Annotated in this window: 15 protein-coding genes; 8 read left to right on the top strand and 7 right to left on the bottom strand. The window is 74.5% G+C overall.

The features are described from left to right. Nucleotides 1-78 precede the first annotated feature (78 nt). Nucleotides 79-207 (top strand): hypothetical protein, encoded by a 129-nt coding sequence (locus OHA72_RS20365; RefSeq protein ID WP_327009381.1) that lies wholly within the window; start codon nt 79-81, stop codon nt 205-207. Nucleotides 208-602: 395 nt separating this feature from the next. Continuing rightward, the gene (locus OHA72_RS20360) at nt 603-1,148 is read left to right on the top strand and encodes a hypothetical protein (protein ID WP_327009380.1); all 546 of its coding nucleotides are present in this window, start codon (nt 603-605) and stop codon (nt 1,146-1,148) included. Here the strand turns inward: OHA72_RS20360 and OHA72_RS20355 are convergent. Then, complete coding sequence (locus tag OHA72_RS20355) at nt 1,116-1,820, bottom strand: DUF998 domain-containing protein (RefSeq protein WP_327009379.1); 705 nt, start codon at nt 1,818-1,820, stop codon at nt 1,116-1,118. The two genes, OHA72_RS20360 and OHA72_RS20355, sit on opposite strands and share 33 nt — an antisense overlap. A 149-nt stretch (nt 1,821-1,969) precedes the next feature. Between OHA72_RS20355 and OHA72_RS20350 the strand changes: the two genes are divergently transcribed. Beyond that, on the top strand, nt 1,970-3,061 hold the full coding sequence (locus tag OHA72_RS20350; RefSeq protein WP_327009378.1) for a glycosyltransferase: 1,092 nt from the start codon (nt 1,970-1,972) through the stop codon (nt 3,059-3,061). Here the strand turns inward: OHA72_RS20350 and OHA72_RS20345 are convergent. Next, a complete protein-coding gene (locus OHA72_RS20345; RefSeq protein ID WP_327009377.1) occupies nt 3,051-6,200 on the bottom strand; it encodes a hypothetical protein in 3,150 nt (1,049 codons plus the stop codon). The two genes, OHA72_RS20350 and OHA72_RS20345, sit on opposite strands and share 11 nt — an antisense overlap. A gap of 63 nt (nt 6,201-6,263) precedes the next feature. Continuing rightward, nucleotides 6,264-8,912, bottom strand: a complete 2,649-nt coding sequence (locus tag OHA72_RS20340) for a CHAT domain-containing protein (protein ID WP_327009376.1) — start codon at nt 8,910-8,912, stop codon at nt 6,264-6,266. A gap of 95 nt (nt 8,913-9,007) precedes the next feature. Here OHA72_RS20340 and OHA72_RS20335 point away from each other — a divergent pair, with 95 nt between their 5' ends. The 5 genes from OHA72_RS20335 to OHA72_RS20315 all read left to right on the top strand — a co-directional run bounded on the left by OHA72_RS20335 (nt 9,008) and on the right by OHA72_RS20315 (nt 13,007). Continuing rightward, complete coding sequence (locus OHA72_RS20335) at nt 9,008-10,192, top strand: S8/S53 family peptidase (RefSeq protein WP_327009375.1); 1,185 nt, start codon at nt 9,008-9,010, stop codon at nt 10,190-10,192. A 118-nt stretch (nt 10,193-10,310) separates the two neighbouring features. After that, on the top strand, nt 10,311-10,997 hold the full coding sequence (locus tag OHA72_RS20330) for a flagellar basal body-associated FliL family protein (protein WP_327009374.1): 687 nt from the start codon (nt 10,311-10,313) through the stop codon (nt 10,995-10,997). Between the two features lie 116 nt (nt 10,998-11,113). Continuing rightward, nucleotides 11,114-11,956, top strand: a complete 843-nt coding sequence (locus tag OHA72_RS20325) for a hypothetical protein (protein ID WP_327009373.1) — start codon at nt 11,114-11,116, stop codon at nt 11,954-11,956. Continuing rightward, nucleotides 11,944-12,216 (top strand): hypothetical protein, encoded by a 273-nt coding sequence (locus OHA72_RS20320; protein WP_327009372.1) that lies wholly within the window; start codon nt 11,944-11,946, stop codon nt 12,214-12,216. Before OHA72_RS20325 ends, OHA72_RS20320 begins: the two co-directional genes overlap by 13 nt. After that, the gene (locus tag OHA72_RS20315; protein WP_327009371.1) at nt 12,213-13,007 is read left to right on the top strand and encodes an SDR family NAD(P)-dependent oxidoreductase; all 795 of its coding nucleotides are present in this window, start codon (nt 12,213-12,215) and stop codon (nt 13,005-13,007) included. The genes OHA72_RS20320 and OHA72_RS20315 overlap by 4 nt, the downstream gene beginning before the upstream one ends. 21 nt (nt 13,008-13,028) lie before the next feature. Here the strand turns inward: OHA72_RS20315 and OHA72_RS20310 are convergent, their stop codons facing one another. Genes OHA72_RS20310 through OHA72_RS20295 form a run of 4 tightly spaced genes read right to left on the bottom strand, consistent with a single transcriptional unit; the run spans nt 13,029 to nt 16,432 of the window. Beyond that, nucleotides 13,029-13,634 carry a response regulator transcription factor gene (locus OHA72_RS20310; RefSeq protein ID WP_327009370.1) on the bottom strand — a complete coding sequence of 202 codons (606 nt, stop codon included), beginning with the start codon at nt 13,632-13,634 and terminating at the stop codon, nt 13,029-13,031. A gap of 11 nt (nt 13,635-13,645) precedes the next feature. Next, nucleotides 13,646-14,758: a sensor histidine kinase gene (locus tag OHA72_RS20305; protein ID WP_327009369.1), complete on the bottom strand. Its 1,113-nt coding sequence runs from the start codon at nt 14,756-14,758 to the stop codon at nt 13,646-13,648. A gap of 38 nt (nt 14,759-14,796) precedes the next feature. Further along, a complete protein-coding gene (locus tag OHA72_RS20300) occupies nt 14,797-15,534 on the bottom strand; it encodes an ABC transporter permease (RefSeq protein WP_327009368.1) in 738 nt (245 codons plus the stop codon). A gap of 1 nt (nt 15,535) precedes the next feature. Continuing rightward, on the bottom strand, nt 15,536-16,432 hold the full coding sequence (locus tag OHA72_RS20295) for an ABC transporter ATP-binding protein (protein WP_327009367.1): 897 nt from the start codon (nt 16,430-16,432) through the stop codon (nt 15,536-15,538). Nucleotides 16,433-16,446: the final 14 nt, after the last annotated feature.

The following is a 16,446-nucleotide window of genomic DNA, read 5'->3' as shown; positions in this document are numbered from 1 at the left end:
GATCGGGGCAGTCCGGAGGGAAGACGTGCATCGGGTGCGGGGTCAGGTTGACGATCACACCACCTGCCCGGGAAACCGATGAGCATCGACATGGGCGTCTGGTTCGAGCCCGCACCGATCGCCGAGGAGCGGGTGGTGGACCGGCACCAGGACCTCCGCGCCGGAGCCGTCGAGGACGAGCCGCCGACGCATCCGCTTCGTGCATGAGCTGGAGCTGGTCTGCCACGCCCCGCGGACCGGCACGACGAGCATCCCGGACTTCGTCCGTACCGGTGCGCGCCTGGTCCTGACGTCCTGCGACGGCTCCCCGGTCGGCCAACCCCGCGCCGGCGCACATCGACGGACGGTTCCCTCAGGTCGAACGCGCAGAGGGCCGGTACGTCGTGGACCACTGGGACACGGCGAGCACCTCGGACCTCGCGGACGTCATCGTGGCGTTCCAGCGGTACGCGCAAGGTGACGGAGCCTGGGCGGACCGGCTCGTGTGGCAGTAGCCGGAAAGGCAACGTCCGGGCTGCCGCGTTCTCGGGGTGCGCTTCTCAGGGTGCTGTCCGGGCTGTGCCCTGATGCCGGTGCGGATCGACGGTTGCGAGTCTGCCCTTATGACTCCCCCGCTGGTACGACTCGGTGCTCCCGTCCTGCTCTTCGTCTACGGCACGCTGCGGCTCATCGACGGCTGGGACGGCCATCACGACAAGGACGGCGCGCTCTGGAACGTCGGTCACGTCTGCTTCTTCGTCGCGTTCGCCCTGCTGGCGGTGCTGACCGTGCACGTGTACCGGGCGCTGCCCCCGGTACACGGCACGGCCGCGCGGCGTCGTGTCGCGCTCGCCGCGGCGGTCGCCGGGGTGTTCGGCGCCGCGTGCTTCCTGTGGGTGATCGTCGGGGACCTGTTCGCGTCGTTCCCGGAGCTGCCGGACGCGCTGCAGATCGCGGGCCCGGCGCTGTTCCAGGTGGGCATGCTGACCCTGCTGGTGCTGCTGGTGCTCGCGCGGCTCGTCCCGGTGTGGAGCCCGGTGCTGGTGGTGGCGGCGTTCACGGCGATCGGCGTGAACCTCGACCTGATCCCCCTCGCCGCCGTCCTGCTGTTCGCCGGGCTGCTGCCGCTGGGACGCTCACCGCACCCCGCGACCAGCCCCGCGCTGTAGCACCACGAGCGCGGCGAGCGCGGCGGCGATCCAGTTCCACCCGACCGCGACACCCAGGAACAGGGTGAGCGCGCCGCCCTGACCGCCGGTCATCGCCCACCCGAGGCCGAGCGCGAACAGCACCCCGGCGACCCGGCCTGACGCGGCCCATCCGGCCTCCCCCGCGGCGCGGAACCTCGCCGCCAGCACGAAGCACAGCGCGATCATCGAGAAGAACGACAGGCTGCCGCCGACGTTGTGCAGGATCATGTGGCCGCTCATCGTGGTCAGGCGACCGGCCGGGGTGCCGAGCGGGAACCCGTCGCTCGCGTCCATCCGGAACACCGCCGCGATGAGCAACCCAACCCCGATCAGTGCGAGCAGGACCGGCCCCCACGTGCGCCCGCGCCCGCTCCGGCCGGGCCGGCCGTCTTGAAGGACCCGGCGGGCGCCGACCGCTGCGGCCACGCTGAGCAGGCCGGTCACCACGAAGCTGGTGGTCTGCACCCAGCCGGGGTCACCGAGCGCCAGCATGCTGACAGGGTGGCGGGTGATGTCGTACCCGTCGCGGGTCGCCACCTGCACGACGGCGGCAACGGTGAACACGGGCGCCGCGAGCACCCCGGCCGCGAGCAGCCTCGGTGCGGCGGTGGTGCTGGTGGTGGCGGTGGTGTGGATGGCGGTGACGGTCATGATCGGACCCCTTCGGTCTCGCCGGGAGCGCCGCGGTTCGTGCGCTCACCGACGCGTCGAACGGCGGACCCGGATTTCGACAGGGGCCTGAACCGGACCGGGCGGGGGTGCGTGGACGAGGTATGCGGATCCTTTTCAGCGCGTGCCCGATGTTCGGTCATGTCAACCCGATCCTGCCGCTGGTCCTCGCCGCCCGCGACGCAGGCCATGACGTCGTGGTGGCGACCGGCGCCGACGTGATCGCGCACCTCGAGGCGCGCACGGAGGGCCGCGGCGTCACCACGTGGACCGTCGGACCGTCGCACCGCGAGGCCGGCGGCGGTCCCGGCACGAACTGGCTCTCGTACTTCGCGGAGTCGGCGCGGTCCCGCGCCGCCGACCTCGTGCCGCGGGCCGTGGACTGGAAACCCGACCTGGTCGTCTCCGAGGACACCGAGCTGGCCGGTCCCGTCGCGGCCGCCGTCACCGGGGCGCGGCAGGTCGTGCACGGCATCGGCATCATGCCGCCGATCCAGGTGTGGGGCGCGCTGGGCCCGATCCTCGACGAGCTGTTCGAGCGGTTCGGCACGAGCGGCGACCACCGCGCCGCGACCTACCTGGAGCTGTGCCCGCCGAGCCTGCGCCGGCCACCCGCGGGGGCGTCGGCGGCCGAGCGGATCTGGCCGGACGCCGTGCCGCTGCGGCCGGTCGCGGGTGCCCCGGCGCCCGGCGAGCGGCTGCCCGCCGCCGTGAACGCGCTGCCCTACGAGCAGACGGTCCACGTCACGCTCGGCACCGTGTTCCACGACAACCGCAACGTGCTGCACACCGCGATCGCCGCGCTGTCGGCGCTGCCGGTGAACGTGGTCGCCACGGTCGGCCCGGACGTCGACCCGACCGGCTTCGGCCGGCAGCCCGCGCACGTGCTGCTGGCCCCGTACCTGCCGCACACGCTGCTGCTGCCGCGCTGCGCCGCGGTCGTGTCGCAGGGCGGCGCCGGGATCATGTTCGGCACGTTCGCGCACGGCCTGCCACACCTGGTGCTGCCGCAGGGCGGCGACCAGTTCATGAACGCGGAGGCGATCGAGCTCGCCGGCGCCGGCCTGGCCCTGCACCCCGCCGAGGTGACCGGGGCCGCGGTCGCCGACGGGGTCACCCGCCTGCTGGAGGAGCCCGCGTTCGCGACGGCCGCGGCCACGGTCCGCACCGAGCTCGCCGCCATGCCCACCGCCGGGGCTGTGCTCCGCGCACTCACGAGCTGACGCGCTGCAGCCCCGTGCCCGGCCTGCCCAGGCACAGGGCGCCGCCGAGGGCTGCGAGCAGCAGCCCGGCCGCCGCGGCGACGGCCGGCAGGGCGGCGGGGATGCCGAGATACACGGTGATCCCCAGGATCCGCGACAGTCCCCACGGCAGCAGCGCCAGCTGGTCGTTCCAGACCGTCAGCGCCCGCTCCAGGCCGGTGGCGGTGACCAGGCCGCCGAGCAGCGCGAGCGGTGTCCCGGCCGCGACCAGCAGCGTGCCGGCCACCCGGCGGCGGCGCAGCCCGTGCCGGTCGCGCAGGACGAGTCCCGTCGCCACGAACAGCCAGCCGAACGCCGCGAACGCCACGCAGATGTAGACGGACCGGGCCGTCGGCGCGGTCCAGAACTCCAGCCAGTAGTGCCCGGGCCCGCGCACCGCGAGCACGGCGAGGAGCAGCACGGTCCGCAGCAGCGCCACCCCGCCGATCGCCGCCCACAGATGGAACGGGTCGTGCCGGCCGATCAGCAGCCTCGCCGTGACGGCGAACACCAGCCACGCGCCGAGCGTCGCGGCGACGTGTGCCGGGGCGGCGAACCACGTGTAGGCGAGGCGGCTCGCGACCAGCGCCGCCGCCGGCACGGCGAGCACGACGACCCGGTCGGCGCGCGCCGGGATCGCGTCGAGGTCGGCGAGCCGCCACGGCCGGGTCGCACCGATCCACAGCGCCCGCAGCCCGGCAGCGCCCGGACGGCCGCCGCCCGGACCGCCAGAGCCCGAGCCGCCGACGCCCGGGCCGCCGGCACGCCGTCCGCGCAGCGCCCCGGCCGCGAGCACTGCCAGGAGCGCCACGAGCAGTGCCCTGGCCAGCCACGCCATCCAGAGGTCGCGGTCGGCGCGGGCGGCGCCCAGGTCGGCGGCGGTGAAGTTGTACGCGGGCAGGTCCACGTCGCCGCCATACCGCGTGACGTGCGCGTCGCGGGCCGCCATGTAGCGGCTCTCGGCCTTGCGCCACGCGTCGTAGGCGGCGTCGTCGCCGGTGTCGAGCCACTGCGCGTGCCGCAGCACCATGGTCCGGTACGCCCCGAGCGTGCCGAACAGATCGGCCTCATAGGTCAGCGTGTCGATCAGTCTCGCCCGCAGCACCGGGTCACGCCAGGTGGCGGGGTCGGTCGCGGTGATCAGGGCCCGCATGCGGTCGGCGACCTCCACGGCCCGCTGCCCCTCGGCGACGGCGGCCTCGACCGCGCCGCCGTCCGCGGTGCCCCCGCTCGCGGCGTCGCGGGTCACCGCGTAGATGCTGTCGAGAGCGGCGGAGTCGCCGGTGACGATGTCCCACTCGAAGATCCACATCATGGGTGGTGGTTCGAGGCCGAGGGCACGCACCGAGCGGTCCGCGTACGCACCGATATACAGCCCCTTCGTCACCGCCTCCCGGGACATCGCGAGCATCTCGCAGACGGCGGCCACGGTCGCCGGGTCGGTCGAGAACGTCTGCCGCACCCAGTCGGCGGTCAGCCGCTCCGCCGGCACATCCGGGTCCCACGCGAGGCGCCCGAGGGTGTAGGCGTTGAGGTCATACAGCTGCCAGAACCCGGTCCGCAGATACAGCGTCATCGGCCCGGCCCGCAGCGGGCCGCCGTCCTGCGTCCACGTCCAGACGCCCTCGACGTGCGGGTTGGCGGCGAGGAACCGCCGCAGCGCCTGCTGGTGCAGCCCGGTCAGGTCGTTGGGCAGTGCCCCGAACCCCTCGAACTCGCGCCTGGCCTGGAACTCCACGATCCGCCGCTGCGTCCCCGTCTCCAAGGTGCCGTTGAACGGCAGGTGGCTGTAGAAGTCGCCGAGCGTGTACTTCGTCGAGACGATCAGGTGCGGGTCGTCGATGCCGCCGAGGACCTCCTCGTAGGACCCGGGGTTGGTGTGCAGGTCGCCGACGGCGCCGACGCCGACGGTCCAGGTGCGGAAGATGAGGTCCTTGTCCGCGGTGCCGACGGCATACAGCAGGGCCCGCAGCATGGCGCGGACGGCCTCGACGCCGGTGACCGCGAGCTTCGACGAGTAGTCCCAGCCCGGCTGGGAGTAGACGTCGCCGCCCTCGCCGATGCGGACCATCAGCCCGGCGACGAACGGCATCGCCTCGAACAGCTCGGCGAGCCCCAGCTGATACACCTGCCAGAACCGCGGGTCCGCCAGCCGGGTCTCGCCGGTGATCCCGCCGAACTCCCGCTGCAGGTAGCGCTCCAGGGGCGGCGACACGGCCAGCATGTCCGTGAGCAGGTAGACCCGCATGCCGAGGTCGGCGGCGCGTCGGAACACGGGGCCGAACGCGGCGAGGAGCGCCTGCGCGCGGGCGACGTGGTCGTCGCCCGCCGGGTAGACGGCGTGCCCGTCGCCGACGAGCGAGAACGTCACGTATTCCAGGAAGCCGGGGACGACGACGCCGTTGTAGCCCTGCGCGAGGGAGTGCTCGACGAACTGCCCGAACTGCTCGTCGATCCGGTCGACGGCGGCCCGGTCGACCCACGGCGCCGCGGGCAGCAGCGCCGCGCCGACGACGTCGGTGTTGAGCGAATAGTCGGTGCCGGCGGCGAACGCGGCGGCGTCGGGCTCCCGGCCGACGGCCCCGGCGTCGGTGAGCCGCAGACCGAGCCGCGGCGCGAACACGGCGGGGGCGGCGCCGGGCGGCACGTCGGGCAGCACCGCCGCACCGGAGCGGATCCGGTCGGCGATCGCATACAACCCGGCGGCGGCGCCGCTGACGCCGGCCGCCTCGACGGTGATCCCCGAGGCGTCGCCCGCGAGTCGATACGCCTCCGGGGACGGGTCGAACGGCGCCCCGCCGACGACGACCCGCAGCTCCCCCGCGCCCGGAGGTCCGGCGCCCGGCTCCTGGGTGATCGCGGGCCGGGGGTGGCCGCACTGGACGAGTGCGTCGGCGACGGCGGTCGCGGCGAGGGTGAGCCGCGGGTCGTGCTGCACGCTGATCGTGCCGATCCGCGGCGCCGCGACCAGCGGCGTCACCGGCGCGGCGACGGGCCGCTCGGCCGGGACGGCCACCGGGCTGAACGACAGCCCGAGCGCGCCGCCCACGCCCCACGCGACGAGCGCGCCGAGCATCAGCAGCACCACGGCTGCCGTCAGCGGGGTCCACGGGCGTCGCATGCGGCACATCGTAGGGCCGGGGTCCGACAAATCCGCGAGCCGAGCCAGAGAAGAATTCGTACCTCAGCCGGCGCCGAAGCAGACGAAGCTGTCGGTGCTCGCGCGCAGCGCCGGGTCGTCGAGGGCCTGCGCCGACGCCCGCGCGGTCGACTGGGCCATCGCCAGGGCCGTCGCCGGCGAATGGCCCGCGCCGAGGTGGGTGTACAGGTCGCGCATCAGCAACCTGGTCGCGCCGTCGTCGACGGGTCCCGTGCTCGCCACCACGGTCGCGGTGCCCATGTTCAGCAGCGCCGAGACCAGGCCCATCAGCTCGTCGCCCGGGTGCACCTCGGCCAGCCCGGTGTCGCAGCCCGACAGCACCAGCAGCGCGGGCGGGCGGCGCAGGACCGACAGGTCGTACACGGTCAGCGGGCCGTCGGCCAGCATCAGGAACGAGAACAGCGGGTTGTCCACCCGGAACTCACCGTGCGAGGCGATGTGCCCGATCGCGGCCCCGTCGAGGGCCGCGAGCGTGGGCGCCACCCGGGCACGTTCGCCGGCCAGGACGGTCGCGCCGGTCCGGCCGGCCGCGATCTGCTCGACCTCGGCGCCGGCCTGCGGCGCGGACGGCGCGCCGACGAGGACGGTGGGGCCGTCGACGGGCGGCTGGGTCGCGACCCGCCACCAGATCGCGGCGGACGGGGCGACGGTCATCGACCGTCCCCGCAACCGGGGCAGCATCGTCCACGGCATCGCGTGCAACGCGCCCGTCGGGACCAGGACCAGGGACCCGGCGCCGATCAGGTCGGCCACGGGGTCGAGCAGCAGCCGTTCGAGGGCCTCGACGCCGCGGGCGACCCGCCCGGCGCTGGTGCCGCCGTGCCCGAGGATCTGACCGCTCAGCGCGATCCGCAGGTGTTCGAGCTCCGTCGCCACCGCGGCGATCGGCCCGACGACCCGGTGCGTGACCCGGTACCGGGTCCGGATCCGGCTCACCACGAGTGCGTGCAGGACGCCGTCGATGGCGAGCAGCTCCAGCAGCACCCGCCCGTCGAGCGCGGCGACGAGGTCGGCGAACGGGACGTCGGTCCGCACGGTCGGGCCGGAGCCGGGCACCCGCCACGAGCGGCGGCGGATCTCCGCCTCCAGGGACCGCTGCCGGCGCAGGAGCCGCCCGGCGCGCTGCGGCCCGGCGGGCGCCGCGGTCAGCTCGCCGGTGATGCGGCGCAGCTCGCTGAGGTGCCGGGCGACGACGGGGTCGCTGGACGGGTGGGTCGGCGGCAGGGACAGCGCCGCCGACCGGCACCGCTGCGCCCAGGTGAGCGCCTCCCGCGGCCCGCCGTGGTCCAGAGCGAGCCGCAGCCGCAGCCCGGCGAGCGCCGCCGCCTCGACGCTGCCACGGACCCGCAGCTCGGTCGCGCCGAGGCTGGCCCGGTACTCGTCGGCGACCCGCAGCCCGGCGGTGGCGGCCCTGGCGGCCTCGGCCGTCGCGCCGCAGGCGAGCTCGAGCCGCGCACGCACGTGCGACCAGCGCACCCGCAGCGGCGCCGGGCCGAGCTTCCACGCGGCGGCGGTCTCGTCGAGCAGCTGCGCGGCCGTGTCGCACTCGCCGAGGTCGACGGCGAGCTGGGCGGCGTCCAGCAGCGCCTCCCAGCCCGGCTGCGGCCAGCCGGCGTCGACGAGCGCCCGCCCGGCGGTGCGCAGGTCCCGCAGCGTGCCGCGGTGCGCCCGGCCGGACGCGACGACCGCCGCGAGCTCGGCGACCCTGGCCCGCGCGATCCACACGCCGCGCTTCTGCCGCGCGAACACCTTGCGGGCCGCGGCCGCGGCGGCCCTGGACTCGGTGGCCGGCGACACGCCGCCGCGGGCCAGCGCGAGGCGGGCCATCATCAGGTGTGCCTGGCCGAGGACCGAGTCGAGGTGCCCGTCGGTGCAGGCGGCGATCGCGGCCCGGATCGCCGTGTCGGCCTCGGGCAGCAGGCGTACCGACAGCAGCAGGTCCGCGCGGTCCAGCAGGCTGACCGCGTCGACGCCGGTGTTCCACAGCCGGTCGTGTGCCCGGTCGTAGCGCGCGAGGGCCGTCGGCACGTCACCGGCCTGCGCCGCGACGAAACCCAGGTTGTGCTCGACCTGCGCGGCCGCGGTCGCCATCCCGAGCCGGTTGTACAGCGTCTGCGCCGCGCGCAGGTCGGCCTCGGCGAGGCGGAGGTTGCCGCGGAACCCGTGCAGCACCCCGCGGTTCGTCAGCGTCCGGGCCTCCCACACCTCGTCACCGGACTGGCGGAACGCCCGCAGCGCCCCCCGGTACAGCTCCATCGCCTCCTGGTCGAACCCGAGCCGGCGCAGGATCAGGGCCCGCTGCATCGTGGCCCGCGTCCGGCGCTGCCCCCGCAGGTCGGCCATGGCGCGGTCGATCTCCCGCAGCGCCGCGGTGGGGCGGCCGAGGTCGTCGAGGATCAGGGCGTGACTCATCCGCGCCTCCGCCTCGTACTGCGTCAGCCGGTGCCGCCGGGCGACGGCGATCGAGGCACGCAGGTGCCGGGCGGCGTCGGCCGCGTCGTGCCGGGCGCGGGCGGCCAGGCCCAGCGTCCGCAGCGCCACCGCCTGCGCGGCGCGGTCGCCGCCGCGCCGGGCGTCACGCAGCGCCGCTTCGGCGAGTGCCTTGGCCTTGCCGGGATCGGCCATCACAATCGGTAGCAGCCGCTGCGCCAGTTCATCGGCGGTGGAGGACACCCCCGATGTGTATCACGGGTGGTCGGTAGCGTCTCTTGTCAGCGGTCCGTCTGTTGATGAATGTACGCACGTTGCTGCCAGCAAGAGGAGCGAGCATGTCCGTTGCACGAGAACGTCTCGAACGGTGGCTGCAGACCCGCGACGAGCGCCTGTCCGGGCTGCCGTGGTTGCGCACCGAGACGCACGCCGGGCGGACGGTGCGGTTCGTCGCCGATGAGATCCTGGTCCAGGACACCGGCACCGCGATCGCCCACCGCACCCTGGCCGGCCTCGGCCACCGCACCAGCGAGATCGCCGAGGACGAGCCGTCGGCGGGGCTGCGCCGCCTGCGCACGTCCGGCCTCGACGTGTCCGCCGCCGTGCGCCGGCTGCGCGGGCAGCTGCCGCAGGGCTCGGTCGTCGGCCCCAACCACGTCTTCATGTCCACCCCGCACGAGCACGGCGGCCCGTTCGGCCCGCCGGTCGCGGCGGACGCCCCGCCGGCGAAGCTGGCCCCGTCCCCGGACAACGCGTCGCCGGTCCGCGTCGTCGTCATGGACACCGGCATCTGGCTGGACAGTCCGCTGCCGGCCGGGTGCTACAGCGCGACGCCGGAGAACCACGAGACCGTCCTGGACGGCGACGCCGACGGCATGCTGGACTCCGACGTCGGGCACGCCAACTTCATCGCCGGGGTCGTCGCGCAGGACACCGCCGGCGCGCAGGTCCGCATCGTGAAGATCCTCGACAGCTTCGGCGTGTGCACCGAGGCCGACCTCGCCGTGGCGATCACCGGCCTCACCGACACCGACGTGCTCAACCTGTCCCTCGGCGGCTTCTCGATCGGGGACCTGCCGCCCGCCGCGCTGTCCGCCGCCCTGCAGACGTTCCTGTCCGGCGGTGACCGGGTCGTGGTCGCGGCCGCCGGCAACAACGGCATCGCCGACCGCCCGTTCTGGCCGGCCGCGTTCGCCGCCGGTCAGGCGGCCGGCGGTGCGAGCTGGGCCGGGCAGGTGCTCGCGGTCGCCGCGCACGACGGCACCGCGATTTGCGAGTGGAGCAACACCGGGCCGTGGGTCAGCGTCGCCGCACCGGGCGCGGACATCGTCAGCACGTACATCAACCATGAGCTGTTCACCAGCGGCTGGGCGGCGTGGAGCGGCACATCGTTCGCCACGCCCAAGGTCGTCGCCGCGATCGTCGACCGCGTCGCGACGGCCGGCTCGGTCACGGCAGCGGCCGCCGCGGTCCGCGCCGAGGCGCAGGGCAACCCGCTCGGCGGCTACCCGGCGCTGCGCTGAGCACCCGGGACCGCGCGACGGGAAGCGGCACGGAACCGGCCGGTTTCTGATCGGTCGGCTCCGCTCTGGCCGTTTTCCCGAGGGTTCTTCGGATTGATGCCGTGGTGCACTGTTGCCCGTGATCGAGAGCGAGCAGCCGGAGCCGCCGATGTGGCTGACCCCGGGCAGCGACAACGACCGCGATCCAGGCGCCGAGGGCGGCGCAGGCGGCAGTCACCGGTCCGACGCGGCCGGGTCGCGGCAGACGCTGCTGCTCGTCGGGGGCGGCGCGGTGATCCTCGTGCTCGTCGCCGGTCTCGCCGCGTTCGGCCTGTACAGCGCGTCCGCCGACACCGCCCGCCCGCGCCCGAAGTCGGCGGCCACCGACCCGATCGTGCTGGTGCCGACCGGCTCGGCGGACCCGGACGCCGTCGCGGCCGCCGAGCCGGCGACGCCGGGCGGCAGCCCGGCGAAGACCACACCCGCCGCGGCGAAGACGACCGTCACGGCGTCGTCCGGCGGGCCGCGGGTCACGGCGGCGTCGATCAGCGTCGAACCGGCGAGCGTCACCGGCCCGTGCCCGCGCCAGGAGCGGTACGTGCGGGTGACCATGAAGGTCACGATCACCGTCTCGGTGCCGGACGTGCGGCTGCGGTACACCGTCGACGGCGGCAAGGAGCTCGGCACCACGATGCGGTCCAAGACGTACACCGACACCTGGGAGGCGAACGCCAGGCGGGCGGCCGGTACCTACACCTCCACGCTGAAGGTGACCGCGCCGAGCGCCGCCTCCGACACGGCGACGTTCAAGTACACCTGCGACTGAGCCGCCTCAGGGCCGCGGGAAACTCAGATAGCACACACGTACGAACGTGAATGTTCGTGAATCCCGCACTACTGGTTACGCTTGATGTACCAATAGTGACGGGATCGACGAATGCCATGATCACCGACGGCACGTTGCTGGTGCACTGTTCGGCCAACCAGGCGTTGCGCTGCGCGCCGATCGCCGGACGTCCCGGCGCGGGCCTCGTCATCTCGCCGTACCAGCGCGACGAGGCGGGCCTGCTCGCCACCGCCGCGTACCTGCTGCGCCAGCGCCGGTTCGAGGCGCCGCTGCTGCTCGACGCGGCCCGCTACGCCGGCCAGGCGCGGCTGCCGGCGAGCGCGCCGTTCAACCCGCGGTGGCTGCGCCGGCAGCGGGAGCTGGGCGTGCCGGTGCTCACCGACTCCGGGTACGTCGACAGCGGCGACGAACCCGGGCTCGCCGGCATCCTGCACCGCGCCGCCGTGCTGCCCGACACGATCGCCGTCCTGCCGCTGCACCCGACCTGGCTGCAGGATCGGCTGCACCGCACGGTCCTGACCGGTCACATCCGCGCCGCCGGTGCCCCCGTCGCGCTGGTCCTGGAGGCGAACCGCGACCCGTTCGCCCTGCCCGGCGTGGTCGACGGCCTCCTCGCCGTGCTCGGCTGCGGCGTGCCGACGCTGCTGCTGCGCTGCGACGTGTCCGCCCTCGGCGCGTTGTGCCACGGCGCGCAGGCCGCGGCGGTCGGCACCGTCGCCGGGCTGCGCCACCTGACCCCCGCCCGGCACCGGTCGCCGCCGGCGCCCAGCCACGCGGCTTCCGGCCCGCGGCGCCGTCGGCGGTGTTCCGCCCGACGCTGTCGTACCGCCGGATCGGCGCCATCGCGAGAGCCCACCGCCGCCACGGCGACCCGGACCTGTTCGGCTGCGCCTGCACCGTCTGCGACGGCCGCGACGTGGACTGGATGGCCGCGCTGAGCGACCGCGAGTGCGAGGTGCCCGCGTTCGAACACTCGATCCGCGTCCTGCAGGACCTGCGCGACGAGCTGCTGCCACCCGGCACGGCACGCGACACGGCACGGCAGAGCTGGACGGTGCGGTGCGCCGACGCCGTGTACCGCTCCCGCGAGCTCGGCTGGGACGTCGCCCCCATGCTGCGGCACTGGCAGCGCTGCGGGGGGAGCCTCGGCCGGACACAGCGCCGGACCGGTCCGGCGGTGGCACGATTGACGGCGTGAAGATCGAGCTTGCCGGGCGTACCGCACTCGTCACCGGCTCCACCCAGGGCATCGGCGCCGCGATCGCGCTCGGCCTGGGCCGCGCCGGTGCCACGGTCGGCGTCAACGGCCGCACCGCCGGGTCCGTCGAGCAGGCCCTGGCCACGCTGCGCGAACAGGCGCCGGGCGCCGGGTTCGTGGCCGTCGCCGCCGACGTCACCACCGACGACGGCACCCGCACGGCGCTGGAGGTCCTGCCCGAGGTCGACATCCTCGTCAACAACCTCGGCATCTTCGGCGCCCGGCCGGCCCTGGAGATCACCGACGACGAGTGGCGCAGGTACTTCGAGACGAACGTCCTCACCGGCGTGCGCCTCACCCGCGCCTACCTCCCGGGGATGAAACAGCGGGGGTGGGGCCGGGTGCAGTACATCGCCAGCGACTCCGCCGTCACCATCCCCGCCGAGATGATCCACTACGGCATGTCGAAGACGGCGCTGCTCGCGGTCTCGCGCGGCTTCGCGAAGGAGGCCGCCGGCACCGGCGTCACCGTCAACTCCGTCATCGCGGGCCCCACCCACACCGGCGGTGTGGAGGATTTCGTGTACGACCTGGTCGGCCGCAACCTGCCCTGGGACGAGGCGCAGCGGGAGTTCATGCGCCGGCACCGCCCCAACTCGCTGCTGCAGCGGCTGATCGAGCCGGAGGAGATCGCGAACCTCGTGGTCTACCTCAGCTCCACGTTCGCCTCCGCGACGACGGGCGGCGCGGTCCGCGTCGACGGCGGCTACGTCGACGCGATCCTGCCGTAGCGCCGCCGCCGGACCGGGCGCTCACAGCCAGCCGTTGGACTGCGCGACACCGACGGCCTCGATGCGGTTGCGGGTGCCGGTCTTCGTGATCGCCGCCGACAGGTAGTTGCGGACCGTGCTCTCCGACAGGTGCAGCCTGGCGGCGACGTCGGCGACCGTCGCGCCGCCCGCCGACTCGCGCAGCACGTCGCGCTCCCGGTCGGTGAGCGGGTCGGGCCCGGCGGCGAGGGCCGCGGCGGCCAGGGCGGGGTCGACGACGCGTCCACCGGCGCGGACCCGGCGGATCGCGGCGGCCAGGTCCTCGACCGGGCCGTCCTTCACGAGGAAGCCGCTCGCGCCGGCCTCCATCGCGCGGCGCAGGTACCCGGGCCGCCCGAACGTCGTCAGGATCAGCACCTTGCATCCGGGCAGCCGCCGGCGCAGCTGCGCGGTCGCGGTGATCCCGTCGCCACCGGGCATCTCGATGTCGAGCAGCGCCACGTCCGGCCGTACCCGCTCCGCGACGGGGACGATCTGGTCACCGGTCGCGACCTGCGCCACCACCTCCAGGTCCGGCTCCAGGCCGAGCAGCAGCGCGAGCGCGCCCCGCATCATGCCCTGGTCCTCGGCCAGCAACACCCTGATCATCGCGGCGCCCGTCACAGCGGCAGTCTCGCGACCAGCGCGAACCCGCCGCCGTCGCGGGCACCCGCCTGCAGCGTGCCGCCGGCGGCGCCGAGCCGCTCGGTGAGCCCCCGCAGCCCGTTGCCGAACGAGGCACCGCCGGACGCGGCACGCTCAGCCGCGCCGCCGTTGTCCACGACGCTCAGTGCCGCCGCGCCGTCCATGGTGGAGATCTCGATGTCGCAGCGTTGCGCGCCGCTGTGCCGGACCACGTTCGTCGTCGCCTCCCGCAGCACCCAGGCCAGGAGCCGGTCGGCGGCCTCCGGCAGCGGGTCCGCGGTCCGTTGCACCGTCGCGGTGATCCCCGCGCTGGACAGTACCCCCTTCGCCCGGGTGAGCTCGGCGGTCAGCCCGCTCTCCCGGTACCCGGTGACCGCCTCCCGGATCTCGACCAGCGCCCTGCGGCCGATGTCCTCGATGTCGGCGGCCTGCGCGGCGGCCGCGGGCGGGTCCCGTTCGGCGATGCGGCGCACCACCTCGGCCTTGACCACGATCACCGACAGCGTGTGGCCGAGCAGGTCGTGCAGGTCACGGGAGAACCGCAGCCGCTCCTCCGCGACGGCGACGGTCGCGAGGGCGTCCCGGGTCTGCCGCAGCTCCCGGATCAGCCGCTGCATCTGGCGTACCGCGCCGACGAGCCCCGACGCGAGGACCGTGCCGATGACGGTGGTCAGCGCCGTGGCCAGGGCGTCGTGCAGCAGCCCGAGCAGGACCGTGGCCGCCAGCACCGACACGAGCACGGCGAACGCGACGGTCACCCGCTCCCGGCCCGCGTACACCGCCATCCCGCACGTCGCCACGAACAGCATCAGGATGAGCCAGTGCTCGCCGTACGCGGCGGCCAGCCCGGCCCCGAGCGCGGCGACGACCCCGAACCCGGTGCCGGAGACCCGGCGCAGGTCGTCGCGGTGGTCGAACCCGAGCGTGGTGATCACCATGTACGTGAGCGTGAACACCCCGAGCCCGACGCCCGCAAGCACCCCGCCGTGCGTGGCGTCGATCGTGCTGAGCGGGTCCAGCAGCGGAAACGTCCACACCCCGACCCACACCAGCCCGCCGACTGACGGCCTCCACCGCTGCACGGGCATGCGCTCCACCCTAGCCTCCGCGTGCTCCGGCCCGGCGTTCACAGGCTCGCGGTGCTGCGGACCGACCGGCGGAACCCGGCGACGGCGAGCGCCGTGAACGCGACCAACCAGCCGGCGAGCGTCAGCAGGTCCGTGACCGTCGGCGAACCACCGAAGGCGACCTGCCACGACATGTCGGCGTACGCGTGGGTCGGCAGCCACCGCCCGACCGCCGCGACCCAGCCGGGCAGCGCGTCCAGCGGCAGCCACAGCCCGCCGACGATCGACATCCCCAGGTACACGAGCAGGTTCAGCGGCTGCACCGTCTGCGCGGTCGCGAGGTACCCCATGCCGAGGCCGAGCAGCGCGAACGGCAGCGCCCCGAACCACAGCAGCGGCACGATCGCCAGCCACTGCCCCGCGTCGAGCCGTACACCGTTCACGACCGACGCGGCGACGCACAACGCGACCACGGGGACGATCGCGGTCACCATCGCCGCGAGCCCCTTGCCGACGACGACCCGCACCGGCGACAGCGGCGTGAGCCGCAGCTGCCGCATCCAGCCGATCGACCGGTCGACCACGACGCCGGAGGCGTAGTTGAGCAGGGCGCCGATCGCCCCGTAGCCGGCCATGCTGATCATCGTGTACGTCGCGGCGACGTCGCGCTCCTGCCCCGTCAACCCGTCGATGTTCGTGAAGAGCAGGTAGCTCAGCAGCGGCATCAGCACCGCGAAGATGAGCAGCCCTGGCATCCGGGCCAGCCGCCGCAGTTCCAGCCGCACATATGCGCGCATGTCAGACTCCTGTTTTCGTGCCGGTGAGGGAAAGGAACGCCTCTTCGAGGCCGACGCCGGTGACCTCGAGGTCGCGCAGCCGGCCGAGGGCGGCGAGCGCGAGCACCGTCGCGTCCGAGTCGGTGGTGGTGAGCACGACCCGCCCGGCCCGGTCCGCGACCGCGACGACCCCGGGCAGCTGGGCGAACCCGCTGGACGACGCGGCGCCCGCCACGCTCACGGTCCGCACGCCGACCTGGTGTTTCACGCTGGCGGCGGTGCCGTCGGCGATGATCCGCCCACGGTCGAGCACGACGATCCGGTCGGCGTTGCCGTCGGCCTCCTCCAGGTTGTGGGTGGAGAACAGCACGGTGCGGCCCTGCGCGGCGTACTCGCGGATCGCCGTCCAGCACGCCCGCCGGGACTGCACGTCCAGCGCCGCCGTCGGTTCGTCGAGGATCAGCAGGTCGGGCCGGCCGATGACGGCCATCGCGAAGCGGAGCCGCTGCTGCTGCCCGCCGGACAGCCGCTCCACGGTCCGTCCCGCGAGCCCGCCGAGGTCGGCGAGCGCGAGGGCCTCCCGGACCGGCATCGGCCGCGGGTACACCGCGTGCAGGAACTCGAGCAGGTCACCGACGCTCGCCCGGGGCGGCATGCCGCCGACCTGCGGCATCGCGCCGACCCGGCCGGCGGCGACGGCCCGGTCGGCGGAGCCGCCGAACAGCCGCACGGTGCCGGCCCGCGGCGGCAGCATGCCCAGCAGCAGGAGCAGCGTCGTGGACTTGCCGGCGCCGTTGGGCCCCAGCATCGCGACGATCTCTCCCGCCCCGACGCGCAGTGACACGTCCTGCACGGCGGGGACGCCCCCGTTGGTGCTGCTGTAGGCGTACGACACGTGATCCAGCTCGATCGTGGTCATGCATCGACGCTAGG

Origin of the sequence: Dactylosporangium sp. NBC_01737 (assembly GCF_035963215.1) — a bacterium.
In the GTDB taxonomy this organism is placed as follows: Bacteria; Actinomycetota; Actinomycetes; order Mycobacteriales; family Micromonosporaceae; genus Dactylosporangium.
The sequence above is the reverse complement of the archived record's forward strand: the minus strand, read 5'-3'. Positions and strand labels throughout refer to the sequence as shown.

Excerpts from the sequence above, each read along its gene's own strand:
- OHA72_RS20335 (WP_327009375.1), top strand. The coding sequence starts at position 9,008 with ATGTCCGTTGCACGAGAACGTCTCGAACGGTGGCTGCAGACCCGCGAC.
- OHA72_RS20320 (WP_327009372.1), top strand. The coding sequence starts at position 11,944 with ATGGCCGCGCTGAGCGACCGCGAGTGCGAGGTGCCCGCGTTCGAACAC.
- OHA72_RS20355 (WP_327009379.1), bottom strand. The coding sequence starts at position 1,820 with ATGACCGTCACCGCCATCCACACCACCGCCACCACCAGCACCACCGCC.
- OHA72_RS20295 (WP_327009367.1), bottom strand. The coding sequence starts at position 16,432 with ATGACCACGATCGAGCTGGATCACGTGTCGTACGCCTACAGCAGCACC.
- OHA72_RS20350 (WP_327009378.1), top strand. The coding sequence starts at position 1,970 with ATGTTCGGTCATGTCAACCCGATCCTGCCGCTGGTCCTCGCCGCCCGC.
- OHA72_RS20345 (WP_327009377.1), bottom strand. The coding sequence starts at position 6,200 with ATGCGACGCCCGTGGACCCCGCTGACGGCAGCCGTGGTGCTGCTGATG.
- OHA72_RS20310 (WP_327009370.1), bottom strand. The coding sequence starts at position 13,634 with ATGATCAGGGTGTTGCTGGCCGAGGACCAGGGCATGATGCGGGGCGCG.
- OHA72_RS20300 (WP_327009368.1), bottom strand. The coding sequence starts at position 15,534 with ATGCGCGCATATGTGCGGCTGGAACTGCGGCGGCTGGCCCGGATGCCA.
- OHA72_RS20325 (WP_327009373.1), top strand. The coding sequence starts at position 11,114 with ATGATCACCGACGGCACGTTGCTGGTGCACTGTTCGGCCAACCAGGCG.
- OHA72_RS20360 (WP_327009380.1), top strand. The coding sequence starts at position 603 with ATGACTCCCCCGCTGGTACGACTCGGTGCTCCCGTCCTGCTCTTCGTC.
- OHA72_RS20305 (WP_327009369.1), bottom strand. The coding sequence starts at position 14,758 with ATGCCCGTGCAGCGGTGGAGGCCGTCAGTCGGCGGGCTGGTGTGGGTC.
- OHA72_RS20365 (WP_327009381.1), top strand. The coding sequence starts at position 79 with ATGAGCATCGACATGGGCGTCTGGTTCGAGCCCGCACCGATCGCCGAG.